Raw genomic sequence first — 16,235 nt, forward strand, 5'->3', positions numbered from 1 at the left:
AAATTAATATCTTGTGAAATAATCCGGAGAAAAATGACTGAAAACAAAGAGATATCCGATCAGGAACGACAAATATTGCTGAACAGGCTTCACAAGTGTCTTTTCTGGGTAGGAGAACAGATTCCCAGTAAGATATGCATCAAAGGAAGAGAGGTAAACCTTCATGAAGTGGTATGGGAAATCGTCAATAAAGCAAAACTGGATCATGATGACCTGAAAAACATAGATTGTTTTTTAGAGCTCTTGCGTGATAAAGAAAAGGAATACGAGGAATGCCTCGAACATGAACATCTGAACTGTGACGAGGCAAAAGAACTCTTTGACAGGGCTGCCGGTGTTATGCGAGCTATTATGGACCTAAAGGAACTGACGATATCATCTAAAAGAAAAGTCATTTTCAAAAACCGGCATATCTGCAAAGATGTGAGTACAGATGAGTGGGATGCGTTGACAGAAGATATAAACAAAAATGAGCGCTGAATATCATACATCCATATTATCAGGCAAATATTATATCCCATGTAATGCCTTTAGTAGTCAATGAAATTCAAGGAACAACATATCATTTCCATGAGGGAATTCTCCAGGGAAATGATCGATCATATCCTCGATGCTGCTGAAAAGATGGAGCCCATTGCACACGGGAAACAGAAATCAGACCTGCTTGCCGGAAAAGTTCTTGCAGTCCTTTTTTTTGAACCAAGTACAAGAACCAGAATGTCCTTTGAGACTGCAATGTTGCGGCTTGGAGGAGATGTTCTGAATCTTGGATCAGTGGATGCAAGTTCCATAGCCAAGGGAGAAACGCTTGCAGATACCATCAGAGTTGTTGATGGGTATGTGGATGCTATCGTATTACGTCACCCAAAAGAAGGAGCTGCACAGCTTGCATCCGAGTTTGCAAAAGTACCAATCCTTAATGCAGGAGACGGGGCAGGCCATCATCCAACGCAGACGCTGCTTGACCTTTACACCATCAGGCGTGAAAGCCATCTTGATGGATTGAAAATTGCACTTGCCGGTGACCTGAAATATGGAAGGACGGTACATTCCCTTTGTTATGCGTTATCCCTTTACGGTGCGCAAATAACACTGATATCCCCAAAGGAACTTCGTATGCCGGATGAGATAATCAGCGACATAATAGCAAGGGGTGCAAAGATCATTGAAACTGATTCCATTGAGGATGCCATCAATGATGTTGACGTGCTTTACATGACGCGCATACAAAAGGAAAGATTCCCGGATCCTGCGGAGTATCAAAAGGTTGCTAACAAGCTTAAAATAACAATTGAAACTTTAAAAGATGTGAAACCTGAATTAAAGATCATGCATCCGTTGCCAAGGGTCAATGAGATAGATACAAAAATTGATGACACGCCACATGCATGTTATTTCAAACAGGCATTCTATGGAGTACCTGTACGTATGGCGCTTTTGGGACTGGTTTTAGGGGCTATAGAATGACTGACATCGAAACAGAACTAAGGGTGCGCAGGATAGAGAATGGAACTGTTATAGACCACATCACTGCAGGAAAAGCACTGAATGTACTAAAAATACTCGGACTGCCGGATTCATCCCACGGAGTTGTAAGTGTCCTGATCAACTCGCATGGAGAATACGGGAAAAAAGACGTTGTAAAAATTGAGAATCGTGAGCTTAAGGTTAAAGAGGTTGACAGAATAGCACTTATCGCACCTAACGCAACGATCAATATTATACGCAACTTCAATGTAACAAGCAAGAATAAGGTGCATATACCCTCTTTTGTAGAAGACGTTGTGGAATGCATAAACCCTAATTGCATTTCCAATAGTGATGAACCAATTACTTCTAAATTCAAAGTGGATACGGAAAATGCATGCCTGAAACTCAGATGTTTTTACTGTGGCCGGGTGATTTCAGAAAATATTGCAGAGCAATTACTATAGAGAGGTTTTAAAAATAAAAAAGAAGAAACGTTTGGAGGTAGCAATCATGGCACTGAGATACATATGCTACAAATCCAAATATATATTAGCAGATATATAATATTGATGGCCATTGTTCATGATTTATTACGCATCTTTATGCGCACACATATCCTAAACTGTGCCACAAATGAACATATTTATGCCTAAAAAAAGTGTTTTGCCATTAAAGGCCAAGAATATCCTGCATAGTATAAATACCAGGTCCGGCACTGCCAATCCATGCCGCTGCTTTTACCGCACCGCCTGCAAATGCCTGTCTTGAATGGGCCTGATGTTTTATTTCGATCCTTTCGCCGTCACCTGCAAAGAGTACTGTATGATCACCCACAATATCCCCACCGCGAACAGCGTGTATACCTATTTCTTTTCCGCGTGGAGCAAGCCCCTCACGGCCATAAACATAATCCTTGCCACCCAGAACGTCACTGATAACTTCGGCAGCACCTTTTGCAGTACCACTAGGAGCATCCTTTTTCTGATTATGGTGAGCTTCTATGATCTCAATGTCAGTGTCAGAAAGATATTTTGCAGCTTCCTTAAGAATCCTGAAAAATACATTTACACCAACTGAGTAGTTAGGCGAGATGATTCCTGCAACGTTATTTTCCACAATTGAGTCTTCAATTGCTTTTTTTTGTTCAGGAGTAAAACCGGTCGTGCCTATTACAAGACTCACGCCGGATGCTGCCGCCCGCGGAGCATTGACAACTGTAGCATTTGCAATTGTAAAATCGATGAGCACCTGAGTTCCGGTTTCCTTTAGAACGGATTCCATGTCACTTACATCAGATATTGGTACATTCAAAGTACCTATCTGGGCGACTTCACCTACATCTTTACCAATGTTAGCAAGATCGAAAGCTGATGTTAAGCATACATCTTCAGACCGGAGTATGTTTTCAATAATGAGTTTACCCATTCTTCCAGAGGCACCTGTAACTCCAGCGTTTATCATGCAATACACCCCATACTGCGAAGAACCTTTTCAAGTTCGACGCTGTTCTCTTCACTGAGAGGTGCAAGAGGGAGTCTCATAGCTCCACTTGATAAACCGATAAGTTCCACGGCACGCTTCACAGGAATAGGGTTAGTCTCTGTGAACAATTCACGGATCAGAGGTGCCATCTCAAAGTGAAGCTTTCTTGCAGTTTCAAGATCGCTGGCTTTGACAGCATCATATAGCTTAACCATCATTTCAGGAACAATGTTAGCAACAACAGATATCACACCTGCTCCACCCATAGCGAGTATTGGTAATGTAAGTCCGTCCTCACCGGAGAGAACTTCAAAATCCTCATCAACCGTCTGTTCAAGTATCTGTGACACTTTACCAAGATTGCCACTTGCCTCTTTTACAGCTACAATGTTCTCTACTTTTGAAAGCTCAATAATGACTTCCAAAGGCATATCCTGTCCTGTTCTGGAAGGTACGTTATATAATACGATAGGGAGATCCGCAGATTCCGCTATTTTCTTAAAATGAGCAATCAGCCCTGCATTATTGGGCTTAATGTAATAGGGGGATATGATAAGAGCACCATCTGCTCCGGAGTCTGCCGCATGTTTGGTGAGTTCGACTGCTTCAACAGTGTTGTTAGAACCAGTACCGGCCATTACGGGAACCTTTGCACAATCAACACAGAGGTTGATCAGCTCTTTATGCTCCCTGGTTGACAGGGTAGCAGATTCACCGGTCGTGCCACTGACAACAACTCCGGAAACGCCACCTTCCTCAACATAATTGACAATATTTCTGAAACTTTCTGCATCGATACTATTGTCACTTGAGAATGGCGTTACAAGAGCAGGCAAAACTCCTTCGAACATGGGAATATCCCTTCAGAATAATTACTGCTGTGGTTTGTATGTCATCTTTCTTGTAACGTAACCAGCTACACGGTTTCTAATAACCTTACTCTCGATTGTAGTGTACTTTGACACAAGTGGCTTGTTCTTATCGAAGTCAGTTGTAAATACGTCACCGTGCTTTTCTACTAAGCGAATTGAAATTCTCTTGATGTTGGTTTGTCTAATATTTCCCATGATAATTCTCCATTTTATTAGTATTATTAAGATGAAACTTTATGATAGTAACTTGTATCGGGTTATAATAAATACCCTTACATTTATACCTTTTGGACTACTGGAAATGCACCTGAATACTTAATTATATATCAGTCTTTCCCAGAAGACGGTCAATTGCCTTTGCATCCTTGAAAACTTGTTCCCTTGTACCTTTTTGATTGAAGAAAAGAGCAATCAGCACAATTAAAAGCCCAAGATTTGGATTGGATAAAGAGAACAGTACACCAAGCATAACAAGAGCTGATGCAAAGATACCTTTCAGAGCACCTTTACGATAGGAAGCAAGCCTGGTCCGCATATATATACGGACATCACGCAAAGTGAGGAACAGGACCACAACATAAGCCAGAATTGCTATATATACATACATTTTTGCACCCATTTGCAACTAATACCTGTTCAAGGTCTGTGATGTTATATCAGGATTCCGTCGGACATGAAAATCACATAAAGTAAATGATATGCATAATTTAATTAAATCCAGAAATATACAGAGGTGTTGAATGAAAAACTCATCCAGAGAACGAATAACACTACACCTTGACATGGATAGTTTCTACTCTTCTGTAGAAGTGAGAGATAGACCTGAACTTAAGGGGTTGCCTGTTGTTGTGGGCTCTGATCCAAAAGGCGGCAGTGGAAGAGGAGTTGTAAGCACATGTTCCTACGAGGCAAGGGAATTTGGAATACATTCCGGAATGCCCATATCAAAAGCCTACAGACTCTGCCCTGACGCAGCGTACCTTCAGGTCAATATGAAGCTTTACAAGGATACTTCTGAAAAGATAATGGATGTCATACGTATTTTCGCAGACAAATTCCAGCAGGTGAGCGTGGATGAGGCTTACATAGACATAGGGGATTCGATAAGTGATTATGAGTCTGCAACCCTGCTTGCACAAAAGATCAAAAATGAAGTGAAACGCTTACAGGGACTCACATGCTCCATAGGAGTTGCACCCAACAAGGTCATTGCAAAAATAGCATCTGATTTCAATAAACCCGATGGACTTACGGTCGTAAGACCTGAAGATGTTCAGGATTTTCTGTTTCCTCTGCACGTATCGAAGATACCGGGCATAGGAAAGAAGACACAACCCATTCTTCAGGAAATGGGAATCGAATCTGTGGGACAGCTTGCATCATGTGATGTTCAGCTCCTGATAGCACGTTTCGGAAAGTTCGGGGTAGTGATGCACCAGCTTGCAAACGGGATAGACATGCGCGAGGTAAAGGAACGCGAGGAAGTAAAATCCATCAGTACCGAGGATACTTTTGATGAAGACATATCAGACCCGGGAGAAATAGAAAACTCACTTGCCGGCCTTTCAGAGAAAGTCTATACATCACTCATCAAAAAGCGTTTCAGGTTCAGGACTGTGACCCTCAAGGTTCGTTTTGAAGATTTCAGAACATACACAAGGGCAAAGACATTACATGCGGCTACTACAGACAAAGAGGCGATTAGAAAAACATCTCTCAGTCTTATGGAAGAGTTTCTCGGAAAAGGCAGATTCCGATTACTTGGGGTTGGAGTTACCAAGCTTGAAAAAATTGATGAGAGACAGACATGTCTTAGTGATTTCCTGTAAGTGAATATTGTATCCAATACATATCGCATGTCTTTAAAAACCAGAAACTCATTCACAAATAAGCTATTAAATGGTTTTTTTACATAATTAAACTACTATTTGGCTTTTAATAAAGCAAATAATCTTATTTTAAAGAAAAAACAAGCATTAAGAGTAACATTCCTATTTTAAACAGATTCAAACACCATATAAGAACTAATACTAGAATAAAAGAGATTATCGTAGGTTTTTTATCTTTATAACTCCTATCGAGCTTTGGTTGCATATATTATGCATTCCAAAAATTAGAGGGTTATACCTGATGAAAGATAGATCTAAAGATTACCAGAACAAAGAAAAACAAAAACCAAGGACATTAGGACCTGTACCACACCTTGAAGAACATGTGAACCCCGACTGGTGGAAGAAAATATTCAATTCACTCTACCTGAAAACCGATGCAGATATTGTTGATGATGCATCCATCACCAGACAGGAAATAGACACCTTTTCTTCAATACTCAATATTAATCCTGAAAGCCACGTACTTGACCTGTGCTGCGGGCAGGGCAGGCATTCACTTGAGCTTGCAAGAAGGGGATTTAAAAATGTAGAAGGACTTGACAGGTCGCACTACCTTATACAGAGAGCAAAGAACTCTGCAAAGAAAGAGAGTCTTGGAGTCAGGTTCAAAGAAGGGGACGCAAGAAAGACACCCCATGCAACAGACACCTTTGATGCCGTAATGCTCCTTGGAAACAGTTTTGGTTATTTTGAGACATCTGATGAAGACCTGAGGGTACTGAAAGAGGTAAAACGAATCCTCAAACCATGGGGAAAGATCCTGCTGGACGTTGCCGACGGCTCATACCTCAAGGAAAAATACCAGCCTCGTTCATGGGAATGGATAGATAAGCATAACTTTGTTTGTAGGGAACGTTCAATATCCACAGACGGACAGAAACTGATATCCAGGGAAGTTATCGTCAACGATACTTCAGGAGTTATCGCAGACCAGTTTTATGCAGAACGCCTCTACACAACTGAATCAATGATAGAACTCCTTAAGAAAGCAGACTTCGCTGACATAGAGATAGTGGATGCCATAAATTCCCAGACACTGAGAAACCAGGACCTCGGGATGATGGAGAGACGCATACTGGTCACCGCTTCTGTAAGAAAAGAGTGGACACCCAAGAAGAAAAAAGTGAAGGATATTGAAAAGAATGTGGTGGTAGTTTTCGGTGACCCGAGGAAAAATGATTCACTGAAACCATGCGGTGTCTTCGATGATGATGACATATATACCATCGACCAGCTAAAAGGCGGCCTCAATGAAATAGAAGGTTATTCTGTCAAATACCTGGACAATCACGATACGCTCATCAGTGACCTTTCAAAACTGAGAGGAAAGATAGACTTCATTTTTAACCTCTGTGATGAAGGCTTTGGGAACGACCCAAAGAAAGAGTTACATGTGCCTGCCGTTATGGAAATGCTGAACATCCCTTACACAGGTTCAGGCCCGCAGTGCCTGGCATTCTGTTACGACAAAGCACTTGTGATAGGTATTGCCAAAGACCTGGGGGTTCCGGTACCAGAGGGAATTGTAGTAAAAGGAGAGGACAGCCTCTTCGAACTGCCAATGGATTTCCCGGTCATTGTGAAACCAAACTTCGGAGACTCGAGCTTTGGCCTGAACCAGCACAGCGTATGTAACAACCGTGATGAGGTCGTCAGGGCTATTTACGACATCAGGGAAGGGTTGGGATACGATAAACCCATACTAGTGGAGGAATTCCTTACAGGCCAGGACCTGAGTATTGGCATAATCGGAAATCCTCCTGAAAACTACACAGTCCTGCCGCTTACAAAGGAAGATTACTCCGAACTGCCTGAGGACCTCCCAAGATTATGTGGTTATGAGGCAAAATGGATACCTGATTCACCATACTGGAAGATCAAATCCATGCCAGCAGACCTTCCAAAAGAAACAGAAGAACTCATAGTCGAGTGCAGCCTGAAACTTATCAACAGGCTTGAATGCAGGGATTACACCCGTCTGGACTGGAGAGTTGACTCATCAGGCACTCCTAAACTACTGGAAGTAAACCCCAACCCGGGCTGGTGCTGGGACGGACATCTGGCAAAGATGGCAAAGATAGCCGGCATTTCATACACTGAGATGATAAGGATGATCCTTAAAAGTGCGGATGAAAGGATATCTGCACAGAGATAATACTGCTTTTTTGTAAGGGGGATTTTTACATCCCTCTTTTTTTAACAGGTTTCGGCAAATTTAAGTAATCTGGCTGCTCATGAATAAATGGGGGTAAATAGGGATTTGCGGATAGAAATATCTAAGCGGTTGATTTAATTTTCATAAGTATTAATGTTGAAATGTGGAAAATGTAGAGTAAACGGAGTGTGTAAGAGTGTTTTCAAAAGTACCCGCAGATATTGCAAGGATGAGCAAGGAAGACATAAATAAAGAAATGTTAAGGGCTGCACTAATTGCAGAATTGGATGCTATCAATCTTTATGAGCAGATGGCAGGCATGACCGAGAACGATGAGGTCAGAAGAGTTCTCCTTGATGTTGCAAAGGAAGAAAAGACCCACATTGGCGAGTTCCAGACACTCCTGTTAAGGATGGACAAGGAGCAGGTCGAGGAACTTGAAGCCGGCAGGGAAGAAGTGGATGAAGAGTTACAGAAATAACATCATGGAGAGGGTAGTTTGTTCTCAGAAGTTCCAATCGATATTGAAAAAGTAAGTAAAGAAGACCTTGACAAGGAGATCATGAGAGTGGCCATCATGGCAGAGTTCGATGCAATAAATATGTACGAACAGATGGCAAACCTTACCGATGACGAGGACCTCAGGTTCATCCTGCTGGACATAGCCAAAGAAGAAAAAGTACATGCTGCCATGTTCCAGACAGTGCTCATGGAAGTGGATACTGAATACCTGCAGGTCATGGTAAGTTATTCACTGGCCAAGGATAAGTGATTTACATTTATTCAGCCACTTGATTTTGAATACTTTTCTTTTTCCCTTGGCACACCGGTACGAAAAATGCTTAATACGACCTGAAAACAATATTCCAGTGGGGAATCTCATGGGAAATATAAGAAAGGTCAGAAAGATACTGAAGAGCATGCCAACCATTGAAGGTGCAGGAGTACACCTCAAAAGGGCATTCGGGTTTAACCACGTACCGCAACTTGATCCATTCCTATTACTTGACGATTTTCATTCGGATGATCCGAAGAATTACATTATGGGTTTTCCCTGGCACCCGCACAGAGGGATGGAAACTATAACCTACGTGCTTCAGGGCAACGTAGAGCACGGAGACAGCATGGGCAACAAAGGTGCCACAGGACCCGGAGATGTCCAATGGATGACAGCAGGCAGCGGTATAATCCACCAGGAGATGCCAAAAGGTGAGAGCAATGGAAACCTTTGGGGTTTCCAGTTATGGGCCAACCTCCCGGCATCCCGGAAGATGATGGACCCACGTTATCAGGAAGTAAAAAGCAGCCAGATACCTGAGATCACCATGGATAATGGTACTCGCATCAAAATAATATGCGGAAAAATAAACGGTGTTCAGGGCCCTGTAAAGGACATTGTCACAGACCCCGAATATCTCGACATAGCAGTCCCTCCAAAAACCACTTTTGAGTATCCGACAAAATCCGGCTATACCGTGATAGCCTACGTCATAGAAGGTGACGGACATTTCGACCCTGAAAACGACCAGTATTCATACGAGGTTGACGGAGCAAAGTACTTTGACCTTGAAAGTGGCTCATCCACCGGAAAAGAGAATCTCGTAATGTTCGATGATGGTGAAAGGATAGTAGTCAACGCCGGTGAGAATGGAGTCCGTTTCCTGCTGATGACCGGCAAAGCCATCGGAGAGCCAGTTGCCTGGTACGGCCCGGTAGTCATGAACACACAGGAAGAATTGCAGCAGGCTTTTAAGGATTACAGGAACGGGACATTTGTTAAGTGAAATAGATTGTTCCGCTACCACCATGATCTGCTATTGAATTCGACTTTCATTGAAACCTTTTAGTAATTTTTTCGCCAGGTAGTCATGATTATAGCTGCCACAGTCAGAACCTTGAACTCTTCCCTTATCCCCCTAACCATAGGCCTTTGCTGTTCACCTATACCTCTACAGTCTTGACACAAACAGTTTTAAAATCAAGATAATCTGCGCCCAGTTTTATTGGCATCGCCATTCGAAGTATCTGAAATCAGCCCCCATATTTAAAAGATGAGGCAGAGTAGTATATTATATGGAATATTATGTTTTTCATTCGTGGTAGCACTAATGTCCTTACTTTAGTCCTTCAAATGTAGATTTCAATGATTCAAGATTAAAAATACATGTCCTAATCTCCAGATATAATGGACCGTTACAAACACCACCAACATGAGTAGATAAGGAATCAAGTTTTGCCATAATATCATTTAAGGAATCTAATTTTTCTTTTTTGGATAAATTATTAGTATCTAATATTTTTTCCCCAATTTTATATGAATAAGTCACAATATTAATTGAAAAGGAGTTCATTGATTCATCATCACTCAATTTTCCAGCGAGCTGTATCAAAAACATTAATATTGCCTCCACTATCGTCTTAACTTCGTGGGAAAAAGGCTCATCATCAACTAATTTATACCCTGTTTTAGAAAGAGCCAATATTCCATGGCCTATTTCAGTTTCCCATTTATTATCAACAGATATTCGTGTGAGTTCTGCGACCTTCACAACCGATCTATGAACAATAATAAAATCACCAAACGATGTTTTAAGAGGGGTACTACAAAAAAAACATATTTTCATTATTGACGTATCTGTTATTTTTCTAAGATTTTTTGTAGCAGCAGCAATTCCAATATCCGAGATAATATTGACTGCAAATATTGCAGCATCCTCCATATCTTTTTTAGCTGCATCTATTACAAGTTCACCAATATGAAAAATAATATGATCTACAACTTTGAATGTACTTTCTAAATATTGATTCTCTTTATTTTCAATGATTGAAATGGCTTTTTTCTTGAATACATTCAAACCATATTTCACGCTTTCATAATCATGCTTTTTAATAGAGCCACGCAATACGTCAACAATTGGCTGAACAGTATCGATTACAGGCTCAACTTCGCCACCTACATCAATGTTCTTTTCTTTTTCAAGCGCATTTTTGATATTATAATAGCCCACATCTGTTGAAAATAATTTAATCATTTCAGTGGGTTTGAACATTTCAAGTATGCGATTGATATAGATTATTAAAGCAAAAAATGCAAAAATACCCAATGAATATGCAGCTATAACCTTATTTTCAAAAACTGATTCATCATTATATTGGCCAAAAAACAAGAAATTATGACTAATAACTCCAAATGATTGTGAATTGTGAATTGTTTTAAGCACCCAAAGACCGTAAATTATGGATGAGAAATAAATGAACAATAGAATGATAAAATCAGGATTTGTTTTAAAGCTTTTAAACAAATCAATTGTTCTTTCAGAATAATATGCGGCTACATGTTGTATAGCAACTAAACTAAGAGTAATTACTATAGCGATAATTGCTGCTTCACTCTGGACTAGGGCACTTATCATGTATCTTGCACTGTCTGCATTTGTCTCAAATGCCCATACTTTAGCAAGGAATACGTAAGAAACGGACATAAATAAGACAAACCATTTAAAATACATACTACTCTTAATTTAACTAAATCGGGAATTTTTATTATCAACGAAACGGCCTCCCACGTAATTGTTGGATAGAATGAAAGCATAAGCAAAGGAAGCACCATATACAATAAAAAATCAAAACAATTTGATGGAGTATAAAAACTAATAACCATAAACTCGAAAATCATTGTAATAGAATATGAAATAAAAAATAGTAAGATGCAATTAGAAACAGTAGGTACGCCAACTGATTTAAGCATATCAACCAATGAATCAATACTAAATACTTTTTTAAAAACTGTAATTAAAGTATTTTCCTTTGACATCTCTGCCATAAATTAACTATTATAATATAAACATATTCAATTATTTGAGCATAAAGAGACAAAGAAATTGTATTTAATTCCTAGAATTATATCATTTTTTGCATAGCCAGAGCAGACAGGAACAATCCACTTAGGCAACTTAAATTCTACCTTTATCTAAAAATCTCAGCTATCCTCTCCGGTAAATCGTCCCGATTATCTTCATCAACAGTCAGAACCTCGAACTCTTTCCTTATCCTCTGCGCCAGTGGATGCTCACTCGATCTGTGCAGCACGGCCAGTATCGACCTGGCCGAATCCAGTGCACCCTCTACAGCCCGGATGAAATTCTCTGACTTGAGTTCCATGGGTCCGACCTCATCTATAACCACAACATCACAATCAATGGCATTCTTAATGGCTTCTGCACCTATGCCGTCAAGGTCTGCAAGGTTCACATGATACTTTCCAAGCTTCGGGCCTGAACATCGGACATGACTCAGGACACCTTTTCTGCCGGCAGAGATATCCTCTATCGAAAAGCCCTGTCGTTTGCCGTTCACAAGTATTTCCGCGGTCCTGATGCCACAGGCTTTTAGATCTAGTTTTTCCACAGCCCTTGCTACAACAGTTGATTTGCCAACACCCGGCTTTCCAGTTACAGCTATTCGAAGCATCTGGAACCTCCTTTGCAGATCAGCCATAAAAATTACAAATAAATAAACCGAGAGTCAATCCCTGTCATCCGCTTATTATCATTAATTCCGATCAGACTGGTATGTCTTCTATCTTGTCCAGAAAAATGATTTCTGGTTTGCGGATTACACCCACTTCTTCCATTTTCTTTTTTAATTCAGGAGATTCTGTGAACTTGCGTGCATTCTCAATAGTATCCCACTCGAAAAGGATTGCCAGGGAATTAGGATCATCTGATGTGCGGAAAAGCATTCCACCTTTGGAACCACTCTCTTTTCGCATGGAACCGTGCTCGTCAAATCCTGCTTTCCATTTAGAAAAATCTTCGACTATATGCTTGATAAGTACGTATACCATTGTTTATAACCCCAATAATCATCAGGCTTACAGCTATATAGTGTTTTACAGTCGAAGTAGGATTGTTTCTAAACATGTCTCTTGTTATAATCAGTTGACGTGGAACTTGTTCTTAGAATTCTCATAATATTGAGGATTTCTATAGATGCAGAATACGTTTGAATTCAAATCGAAGCAAACAGAAATAAAATCCCCACAATCACCGGCTGATGCACCAGATAAATCAACAACGACTTTTTTCCCAGATAACCCAGCAATCCCACAACAGCATTATTCTCGCAATCACACATCCTGAAGCCCCTCTGATACTCAGGATAAAGGCGGCTCCCTGTGAAAACACCCATCAGTACAACGCCAAACCATGGGATCAGCGGGAAATAATCCAGAGTATAGAAACCGTAGGGTTTGATGCCAAGCCAGAGCAACCAGGGGAAATCTGCATAGGCACCATCCATGATCACGCCTGCAAACAGGGACAGAATACCAGCGATCAGGCTGAAATTCCGGTATTTCAGAAATGGATAAGCAAGGACAATGGAAACACCGATGAGGTGCAGTATTCCAAAATAAATAGTTCCTCGTTCAAGGGCTATTGCTGTGACAACTGTAATTACAAGACCCCACGCAAAGATACCTGCACCTCTTTTCAGAAAATGAGAGAACTGATTCTGTGTGCCATGTAAGGATAATGCACGTGAATGGCTTAACGTAAGGGAAACGCCGACAAGGACAATGAACAGAATTGCGGCAGTCCTTCCGATTATCAGGAGAATACCGGAATGTGTGTTGAATTCATGGATGCCGAAAAAATCAAGATCAAAAAAGAAATGGTAGATTACCATCAGAAAGATGGCTATACCGCGAAAGGCGTCAACTTCAAAGAATCGTTTGTTGTGGCCCTTATCCATTGTCTGCCCCAAAAAGAAAATAATCACTTTTTCTTCTTTTTCTTATCTTTATTATCCTTGAAAACAGAACCAAGGTGTAATGCGTAAGTACCATCCTCTTTTATGGCCATGACTATTTCCTTGCGGTCAAGCAGGGAATCGAGGTTCAGTTCATATGAACCGGGGCCAAGAATACGTACGGATTCAACACGCTCACCTTCCTCTTCAATAACACGAGGAGGTTTCTTTTCAACCCCGAGGATATCATCTATTTCCCGGATGATCTTTTCAGAAGATCCTTTAGAATCACCTTCATGAGAGGTTTCATCAATAATAGCGTGCTTTTCCTCACTTTCAGTTCCTTCGGCGCCCTCCGCAACAGGGCCGGCAGCCTCTTCCTCACTCACGTAAAGGAACTTGTTCCAGCCACAGTTGGGGCATCCGCTCAATATTACTGAAGCACCGTCGATAAAGATAGATTCGCATCTTGTGCACTTATGAGGCATTGGTCCACCGACTTAAATAAGTATCATGATATATTAAAACACTTGCGATAAGCCTGTAATAGATAGCAGGCTCATCATTCATTAAGGTATTTGCCTATCAGGGGGTCGAGTTTCCTTCTGGTGTCATGAGGGATCATGGAAGGAACGGTTGTAATAGCACCTGCCAGGGCATCCTTACACATACAGTGCTGCTCAAGACTGAATTTCTCAAGAGATGACACAATTATGTCCTTAACAGCAGCCTCGTTCTTCATGGCATTCTCAATGATGGTTTCGATGGTCACATCTTCCTCATGCCACACATCATAATCTGTCACCGTAGCTATCATCGAGTAGCATATCTCAGCCTCGCGGGCAAGTTTTGCTTCCGGGATAGCAGTCATACCAATGATATCAAAGCCAAGTGCCTGATATACACGGGACTCTGCACGGGTTGAGAATTGAGGACCTTCCATACAAAGATATGTTCCGCCTTCTTTGACATTGTAACCTTTTGATCTGGCAACATCCACTATGTCCTTTGAAATTTCAGGACAGAAAGGGTCAGCAAATCCCATGTGTACAACTATGCCATCCTCAAAGAACGTGGAAGGTCTGCACTTTGTACGGTCGTATATCTGGTTCGGGATCACTATATCCAGCGGTTTGAGCTCTTCCCTGAGACTCCCAACAGCAGAAGCTGCAATTATGCGTTTCACGCCGAGTTTTTTAAGTGCGAAGATGTTGGCCCGGGAATTAAGTTCGGAAGGAGATATCCTGTGCCCCACCCCATGCCTTGGAAGGAAACAAACAGTCCTCTCACCATGTTCACCAATTGTGATGGAATCGGAAGGTTTTCCAAAAGGTGTATCAATATCCACCTGACGCACATTATCCAGCAGATTTGCGTCATATATGCCGCTTCCGCCTATTATTGCAATATCAGCTTTTTCCTGCATTTTATCACTTGTGTATTATAGAGAAGTTTCAGATAAGTTTCCAGTATTGTTTCCCATCTTCACTCACAGAACTTACGATCCCCCTGCGGTGCATCTCTTCCAGTACTTCAGTAAGTCTGCCTGGCTGGGCGATCTCAAATGCAAATGAATCCAGTGAATGATACATATAGAGACCATGCTTTATAGCAGGAATGTCCCACATACCCCGGCCTTCTTTTTTCATGAGGGTTGATATGAGGTCGATCATATCTTCAATGAAATTCCACGGGAAAACAACCCATGCCCATTCCTCGAGGCGCTCGCCACAATAATCCGGGTCATGCACTGAAGAATCAAGATATTGGAGAGTTGCAGTCCTTATTTCTTTAGGATTCTGCTGCTTTACATACTCAACCGAACTGATCATGCTTTTACCCGTATCGGCGATATCGTCAACGATAAGTATGTTCTTTCCTGCAACTGCATTGTCAGCAAGCGGGTACCTTATCAGGGGTTCATCACCGGCAAGTGCAGTACCCAGATAGTGCTCTATCTTCAGGCTTGTCAGGTCATCAAGACCCAGGAAATCACATAATACACGACCTGCGAACCATCCACCCCTTGCAAGAGCAATGATCATATCAGGTTCATATCCTGAAGCTTTCACGTCATTTGCAACATCTCTGCAAAGATCGTAAATGTAATCCCAGTTTGTAATAACACATTTGAATTTGTCAGGTAAGGCCATTTGTATAATCTCCAATGCACCATATTTACAGGTACAAGATATATATTTAATTCATATCGAAAAATGCTACTATACGAAATGCATATATAGTATGTAGATGTTGAGAGAGGAGTACTGTTCCAAAATAAACAGCAATCTACGAAGCGGGGTAGGGTAGCCAGGAGATCCCGACGGGCTCATAACCCGTAGACCGATAGTTCGAATCTATCCCCCGCTACTTTTCTAATATTGCAGTTTTGACTTAACCATCAATTAATGTGTTAGAGACGTGTTTTGGAAACATACATATATAACAGGAAACATAGTAAAGCTATAGTTCCCAATTAAACATCAATCCCTGAAGCGGGGTAGGGTAGCCAGGAGATCCCGACGGGCTCATAACCCGTAGACCGATAGTTCGAATCTATCCCCCGCTACTTTTCTAACATTACAGTTTTGGTGCAGCCACCAATTAGTGCTT

The 16,235-nt window shown here is 41.2% G+C and carries 19 protein-coding genes and 2 tRNA genes; 10 read left to right on the forward strand and 11 right to left on the reverse strand.

What is annotated here, in order from left to right; all coding sequences use genetic code 11:
- Positions 1 to 33 precede the first annotated feature (33 nt).
- Genes RE476_RS08470 through pyrI form a run of 3 tightly spaced genes read left to right on the forward strand, consistent with a single transcriptional unit; the run spans position 34 to position 1,934 of the window.
- Positions 34 to 480, forward strand: coding sequence for a DUF5788 family protein (locus RE476_RS08470; RefSeq protein ID WP_309307223.1), 447 nt, complete (start codon positions 34 to 36; stop codon positions 478 to 480).
- A gap of 60 nt (positions 481 to 540) precedes the next feature.
- Positions 541 to 1,467 carry an aspartate carbamoyltransferase gene (gene pyrB, locus RE476_RS08475; protein WP_309307224.1) on the forward strand — a complete coding sequence of 309 codons (927 nt, stop codon included), beginning with the start codon at positions 541 to 543 and terminating at the stop codon, positions 1,465 to 1,467.
- The gene (pyrI, locus tag RE476_RS08480) at positions 1,464 to 1,934 is read left to right on the forward strand and encodes an aspartate carbamoyltransferase regulatory subunit (RefSeq protein ID WP_309307225.1); all 471 of its coding nucleotides are present in this window, start codon (positions 1,464 to 1,466) and stop codon (positions 1,932 to 1,934) included. Before pyrB ends, pyrI begins: the two co-directional genes overlap by 4 nt.
- A gap of 205 nt (positions 1,935 to 2,139) precedes the next feature.
- Here pyrI and dapB read toward each other — a convergent pair whose 3' ends face one another.
- The 4 genes from dapB to RE476_RS08500 form a co-directional block, all read right to left on the reverse strand.
- The gene (gene dapB / locus RE476_RS08485) at positions 2,140 to 2,931 is read right to left on the reverse strand and encodes a 4-hydroxy-tetrahydrodipicolinate reductase (RefSeq protein ID WP_309307226.1); all 792 of its coding nucleotides are present in this window, start codon (positions 2,929 to 2,931) and stop codon (positions 2,140 to 2,142) included.
- A complete protein-coding gene (dapA, locus tag RE476_RS08490) occupies positions 2,928 to 3,803 on the reverse strand; it encodes a 4-hydroxy-tetrahydrodipicolinate synthase (RefSeq protein WP_309307227.1) in 876 nt (291 codons plus the stop codon). The genes dapB and dapA overlap by 4 nt, the downstream gene beginning before the upstream one ends.
- 21 nt (positions 3,804 to 3,824) lie before the next feature.
- Positions 3,825 to 4,019: a 30S ribosomal protein S17e gene (locus RE476_RS08495; protein ID WP_309307228.1), complete on the reverse strand. Its 195-nt coding sequence runs from the start codon at positions 4,017 to 4,019 to the stop codon at positions 3,825 to 3,827.
- Positions 4,020 to 4,143: 124 nt separating this feature from the next.
- Entirely contained in the window at positions 4,144 to 4,431 is a 288-nt protein-coding gene (locus RE476_RS08500) for a hypothetical protein (RefSeq protein ID WP_309307229.1), read from the reverse strand.
- A 133-nt stretch (positions 4,432 to 4,564) separates the two neighbouring features.
- Here RE476_RS08500 and dinB point away from each other — a divergent pair, with 133 nt between their 5' ends.
- The 5 genes from dinB to RE476_RS08525 all read left to right on the forward strand — a co-directional run bounded on the left by dinB (position 4,565) and on the right by RE476_RS08525 (position 9,655).
- Positions 4,565 to 5,653: a DNA polymerase IV gene (gene dinB / locus RE476_RS08505; protein WP_309307230.1), complete on the forward strand. Its 1,089-nt coding sequence runs from the start codon at positions 4,565 to 4,567 to the stop codon at positions 5,651 to 5,653.
- Positions 5,654 to 5,954: 301 nt separating this feature from the next.
- Positions 5,955 to 7,871 (forward strand): methyltransferase domain-containing protein, encoded by a 1,917-nt coding sequence (locus RE476_RS08510; protein ID WP_309307231.1) that lies wholly within the window; start codon positions 5,955 to 5,957, stop codon positions 7,869 to 7,871.
- Between the two features lie 196 nt (positions 7,872 to 8,067).
- Positions 8,068 to 8,352, forward strand: a complete 285-nt coding sequence (locus tag RE476_RS08515) for a ferritin family protein (RefSeq protein WP_309307232.1) — start codon at positions 8,068 to 8,070, stop codon at positions 8,350 to 8,352.
- A gap of 18 nt (positions 8,353 to 8,370) precedes the next feature.
- Positions 8,371 to 8,643, forward strand: coding sequence for a ferritin family protein (locus tag RE476_RS08520; RefSeq protein WP_309307233.1), 273 nt, complete (start codon positions 8,371 to 8,373; stop codon positions 8,641 to 8,643).
- Positions 8,644 to 8,752: 109 nt separating this feature from the next.
- On the forward strand, positions 8,753 to 9,655 hold the full coding sequence (locus tag RE476_RS08525; RefSeq protein ID WP_309307234.1) for a pirin family protein: 903 nt from the start codon (positions 8,753 to 8,755) through the stop codon (positions 9,653 to 9,655).
- A 330-nt stretch (positions 9,656 to 9,985) separates the two neighbouring features.
- Here RE476_RS08525 and RE476_RS08530 read toward each other — a convergent pair whose 3' ends face one another.
- The 7 genes from RE476_RS08530 to RE476_RS08560 all read right to left on the reverse strand — a co-directional run bounded on the left by RE476_RS08530 (position 9,986) and on the right by RE476_RS08560 (position 15,775).
- The gene (locus RE476_RS08530; RefSeq protein WP_309307235.1) at positions 9,986 to 11,353 is read right to left on the reverse strand and encodes a DUF2254 family protein; all 1,368 of its coding nucleotides are present in this window, start codon (positions 11,351 to 11,353) and stop codon (positions 9,986 to 9,988) included.
- 484 nt (positions 11,354 to 11,837) lie between these two features.
- On the reverse strand, positions 11,838 to 12,341 hold the full coding sequence (locus tag RE476_RS08535; RefSeq protein ID WP_309307236.1) for an NTPase: 504 nt from the start codon (positions 12,339 to 12,341) through the stop codon (positions 11,838 to 11,840).
- Between the two features lie 91 nt (positions 12,342 to 12,432).
- Positions 12,433 to 12,717: a hypothetical protein gene (locus RE476_RS08540; protein WP_309307237.1), complete on the reverse strand. Its 285-nt coding sequence runs from the start codon at positions 12,715 to 12,717 to the stop codon at positions 12,433 to 12,435.
- A gap of 164 nt (positions 12,718 to 12,881) precedes the next feature.
- Entirely contained in the window at positions 12,882 to 13,625 is a 744-nt protein-coding gene (locus tag RE476_RS08545) for a heparan-alpha-glucosaminide N-acetyltransferase (RefSeq protein ID WP_309307238.1), read from the reverse strand.
- A 23-nt stretch (positions 13,626 to 13,648) separates the two neighbouring features.
- Complete coding sequence (locus RE476_RS08550; protein WP_309307239.1) at positions 13,649 to 14,110, reverse strand: Zn-ribbon domain-containing protein; 462 nt, start codon at positions 14,108 to 14,110, stop codon at positions 13,649 to 13,651.
- 74 nt (positions 14,111 to 14,184) lie between these two features.
- Positions 14,185 to 15,048 (reverse strand): S-methyl-5'-thioadenosine phosphorylase, encoded by an 864-nt coding sequence (gene mtnP / locus RE476_RS08555; protein WP_309307240.1) that lies wholly within the window; start codon positions 15,046 to 15,048, stop codon positions 14,185 to 14,187.
- Positions 15,049 to 15,076: 28 nt separating this feature from the next.
- Positions 15,077 to 15,775, reverse strand: a complete 699-nt coding sequence (locus RE476_RS08560; RefSeq protein WP_309307241.1) for a phosphoribosyltransferase — start codon at positions 15,773 to 15,775, stop codon at positions 15,077 to 15,079.
- A gap of 142 nt (positions 15,776 to 15,917) precedes the next feature.
- Here RE476_RS08560 and RE476_RS08565 point away from each other — a divergent pair.
- Together RE476_RS08565 and RE476_RS08570 are read left to right on the forward strand one after the other, a co-directional pair.
- Positions 15,918 to 15,992 (forward strand) — tRNA-Met (locus RE476_RS08565).
- A 124-nt stretch (positions 15,993 to 16,116) separates the two neighbouring features.
- A tRNA-Met gene (locus tag RE476_RS08570) sits at positions 16,117 to 16,191 on the forward strand.
- Positions 16,192 to 16,235 lie beyond the last annotated feature (44 nt).

The organism is Methanolobus mangrovi (assembly GCF_031312535.1).
GTDB classification, from domain to species: domain Archaea; phylum Halobacteriota; class Methanosarcinia; order Methanosarcinales; family Methanosarcinaceae; genus Methanolobus; species Methanolobus mangrovi.